The 3,270-nt window shown below is 64.5% G+C and carries 5 protein-coding genes; 3 read left to right on the top strand and 2 right to left on the bottom strand.

Annotation, left to right across the window (positions count from 1 at the left end):
- The 3 genes from AC1DY5_RS48470 to AC1DY5_RS48460 form a co-directional block, all read left to right on the top strand.
- On the top strand, positions 1 to 234 hold a 234-nt coding region (locus AC1DY5_RS48470; RefSeq protein WP_478121476.1), incomplete at its 5' end, for a hypothetical protein.
- Positions 224 to 1,516: a recombinase family protein gene (locus AC1DY5_RS48465; protein ID WP_478121475.1), complete on the top strand. Its 1,293-nt coding sequence runs from the start codon at positions 224 to 226 to the stop codon at positions 1,514 to 1,516. The genes AC1DY5_RS48470 and AC1DY5_RS48465, both read left to right, overlap by 11 nt.
- Before the next feature lie 7 nt (positions 1,517 to 1,523).
- Positions 1,524 to 2,306, top strand: coding sequence for a hypothetical protein (locus AC1DY5_RS48460; RefSeq protein WP_478121474.1), 783 nt, complete (start codon positions 1,524 to 1,526; stop codon positions 2,304 to 2,306).
- Here AC1DY5_RS48460 and AC1DY5_RS48455 read toward each other — a convergent pair.
- On the bottom strand, positions 2,268 to 2,687 hold the full coding sequence (locus tag AC1DY5_RS48455; RefSeq protein WP_478121473.1) for a response regulator: 420 nt from the start codon (positions 2,685 to 2,687) through the stop codon (positions 2,268 to 2,270). The genes AC1DY5_RS48460 and AC1DY5_RS48455 overlap by 39 nt on opposite strands.
- A 246-nt stretch (positions 2,688 to 2,933) precedes the next feature.
- Positions 2,934 to 3,270, bottom strand: a 337-nt coding sequence (locus AC1DY5_RS48450) for an OmpA family protein (protein ID WP_478121472.1), incomplete at its 5' end; no start/stop codon positions are given.

The following is a 3,270-nucleotide window of genomic DNA, read 5'->3' as shown; positions in this document are numbered from 1 at the left end:
TTGCGCTGCCAGGTGCTGCAGGGCCAGGCGCGGCCCGATGGACTGGGCGCCATCGTCTTCCACGGCATGTCGCGCGGCCTGGTGGTGCTGCTCAGTGCGCCGTCGCTGCCCTCGTCTTCATCCGCCGCGACCTCCGATGCGGCGCCGGTCCCCGTGACGCACGATCCACAACTCGTGCGCCTGCTCGCCAACATGTTGCTGCTCACGCAGTCGAAGGATGAGTATGCCTACTGACTACGCCTTGAAGATCAACGCCGATCATCTGCGGCGCGACGCGTTCGTCTACGTCCGCCAGTCCACGCAGCGCCAGGTGTTCGAGAACACCGAGAGCACCAAGCGTCAGTACGCGTTGCGCGATCGCGCGGTCGCGATGGGCTGGCCACTCGAGCGTGTGCACGTCATCGACAACGATCTGGGCCTCTCGGGCGCCCAGGCCCGCGACCGCGACGGCTTCCAGCACCTGGTCACCGAGGTGGCGATGGGCCATGCCGGCATCGTGCTGGGCCTGGAGGTCTCGCGCCTGGCGCGCAACAACGCCGACTGGCAACGCYTGCTCGAGTTGGCCGCCATGTCGCGCACGATCATCAGCGACGAAGATGGCGTGTACGACCCGGCGCACTTCAACGACCGGCTGCTGCTCGGCTTGAAGGGCACGATGAGCGAGGCCGAGCTCCACATCCTGAAGTCTCGCCTGCAAGGGGGCATTCTCAACAAGGCTCGGCGTGGCGAGCTCGAGATGGGGCTGCCGATCGGATTCGGCTACGACGGCAACGCCCGCGTGGTGCTCGATCCGGATCGGCAGATCCAGGACGCGGTCAGGCTCGTGTTCGATACCTTCCGCGAGACCGGCTCGGCATGCGCGGTGTTGCGCCGCATGCGTGCGCAGAACGTGCTGTTCCCACGGCGCATTCGCCGWGGCATCGGCAAGGGGGATCTGCTGTGGGGTGCGCTGAACCACTCGCGGGTGACACAGCTCCTGCACAACCCGCGCTACGCCGGTGCGTTCGTCTATGGACGCACACGCGGCGCCTACAACGCCGACCTCAAACATGTCCAACGCGCCGTGAACCGGGAGCACTGGCAGGTGTTGATCCGTGACGCCCACGCGGGCTACATCTCCTGGGAGGAATTCGAGCGCAACCAGATCACGCTTCGGGAGAACGCGTTTGGGTTCTCCAAGGGCTTGCGCGGGGGTGCGCCACGTGAGGGGAACGCCTYGCTCCAGGGACGTGTGCTGTGCGGGCAGTGTGGCGCACGCATGCGCGTGCACTACGAACTCCTGGGCGGACACCTGCAACCCTACTACCGGTGCAACGAGCAGCTGTTGCGCAATGCCGAGCGTCCGTGCCTGTGGGTCAAAGGCGTGGCGATCGATCAGGCGATTGGCGCGCTGCTGCTCGAGACGGTTGCACCCGCAGCCATCGAGGTGGCGCTGGCCGTTCAGCAGGAGATCGCGCAGCGCGTCGAACAAGCTGGGCGCGCTACGCCAGGCACAGCTTCAACGCGCCCGATATGAGGCCGAATTGGCACGGCGCCGCTACGCCAAGGTCGATCCCGACAACCGGCTGGTGGCCGACGCGTTGGAAGCTGAGTGGAACGATCGGCTGCGTCAACTTGATGCTCTGCAGCGCGACCATGAACGTCAGCAGCAAGCCGACCAGTCGCTGTTGGACGAGCCGGCTCGCAAACGCATTCTCGAACTCGCCCGGGACTTCCCGCGCGTGTGGAATGACCCACGAACCGGTGCGGTCGAGCGCAAGAGGATGCTTGGCCTATTGATCGAGGACGTGACGCTCGTCGGCGGTACGCAGACTACCGTCAATGTTCGCTGGCGCGGCGGACGCACTCAGACACTCTTCGTCGACAGGCCCGTGCCCATTGCGCGCATTCGACGCACGTTGCCCGAGGTGGTGAAACTCATCGACGAGTTGCTCGAGACTTTGCCGAATCGAGAGGTCGTCAATCGGCTCAACGAACTCAATCACCGCAACTGGCTTGGCGAACCCTTCACGATAGCGAAGGTCACTCACGTACGCATCGTCTATGGCCTGAAGAGCCGGGCTCAGCGGCTGCGTGAGCGTGGCATGCTCACTGCCAAGGAGGTCGCCAGCCAACTCGGTATATCGATCACCACGGTCCACCAATTCGTGCGTACGGGGCTGCTCAAGCGGCATCTGTACGGCAACCGTCGGTGCCTTTACGAACCGCCAGGTGATGTCAAATTGATCAAGGGTGTCCCCAGCCGCGCTGGCAGCCGCCCCCCGCGTCTAATCGCCGTTCAACCGTCTGAACGAGGTGCAATATGAAGTCAACGCCTTGGTGACGTAGGCGCCGCCTGCCGCCACCTTGCGCACGGCGCTTACCAGTTCCGCAGCCGCCATGTCCTTGGTGACATAGCCATCGGCGCGTGCCTTGAACGCCCGCAGCGCGTATTGCTCCTCAGCGTGCATGCTCAGCACGAGGACTCGCACCGCGGAGAACTCGGTCTTGATGCGCCGTATCAGTTCAAGCCCGCTCATCCCGGGCAGGGAAAGGTCGACCAGCGCCAGATCGAACTCACTCTCTCGCAGCAATTCAAGCGCCTGAAAACCCGTCTCCGCTTCGGTCAAGGCCCAGTTGCTTCCCTTGGGACAGAGCACGCGCTTCAAGCCTTCCCGAACGATCGCATGGTCGTCGACAAGAAGCATCCGGATACCCGGCTCTATCAAGTTTGCGGCTGTCAAATTGCCCCATAGTTGGCGGACGCGCGGCGATCCGGTCTCGAGGACAGGCCGCGTGTCACCGTGCCTGCGCTCCCCAAGCCGTGTCCAATTCTTACTGTCACGCTGTTGATTGATCCATCCGATCGGCAGCTGATCAGGTCGAACGAGGATCACTCCAACCCCGGATCGGTTTTCAGTGATCCTCTGCGGCCCAGGCAGGCCCGCGGCGCCCTAGGCCGGCTGCTCGCCCGTGGCCCGGATGTCCACGCGCCGGTTCGGCTCGAAGCAGGCAATGAGCGCAGTGCGGGTCTTGGCCTTGCCTTGGGCCTTGCACTCGGCTTCGGTGATCTTGAGCTCCGCCGGGCCGCGTCCTTCAGTCTGGATGATGTTGGCCGGCACGCCTTGGCTTACCAGGTAGTCGCGCACGGAGTTGGCCCGTGCCACGGACAGGCGGTTGTTGAACTCGAGGCTGCCGATCGGGTCGGTGTGCCCGACGATGGAGATCGCGCGCAGCCGGATGCCCGAGGATTTGAGCTCCGCGAGCGTGTTGTCGATGCGGGTGCGGCCG

The organism is Variovorax sp. P4_D9 (genome assembly GCF_056401695.1).
The sequence above is the reverse complement of the archived record's forward strand: the minus strand, read 5'-3'. Positions and strand labels throughout refer to the sequence as shown.

What these genes read in the sequence shown, in the direction of transcription:
- AC1DY5_RS48455 (WP_478121473.1), bottom strand. Translation starts at nt 2,687, where the DNA reads ATGCTTCTTGTCGACGACCATGCGATCGTTCGGGAAGGCTTGAAGCGC.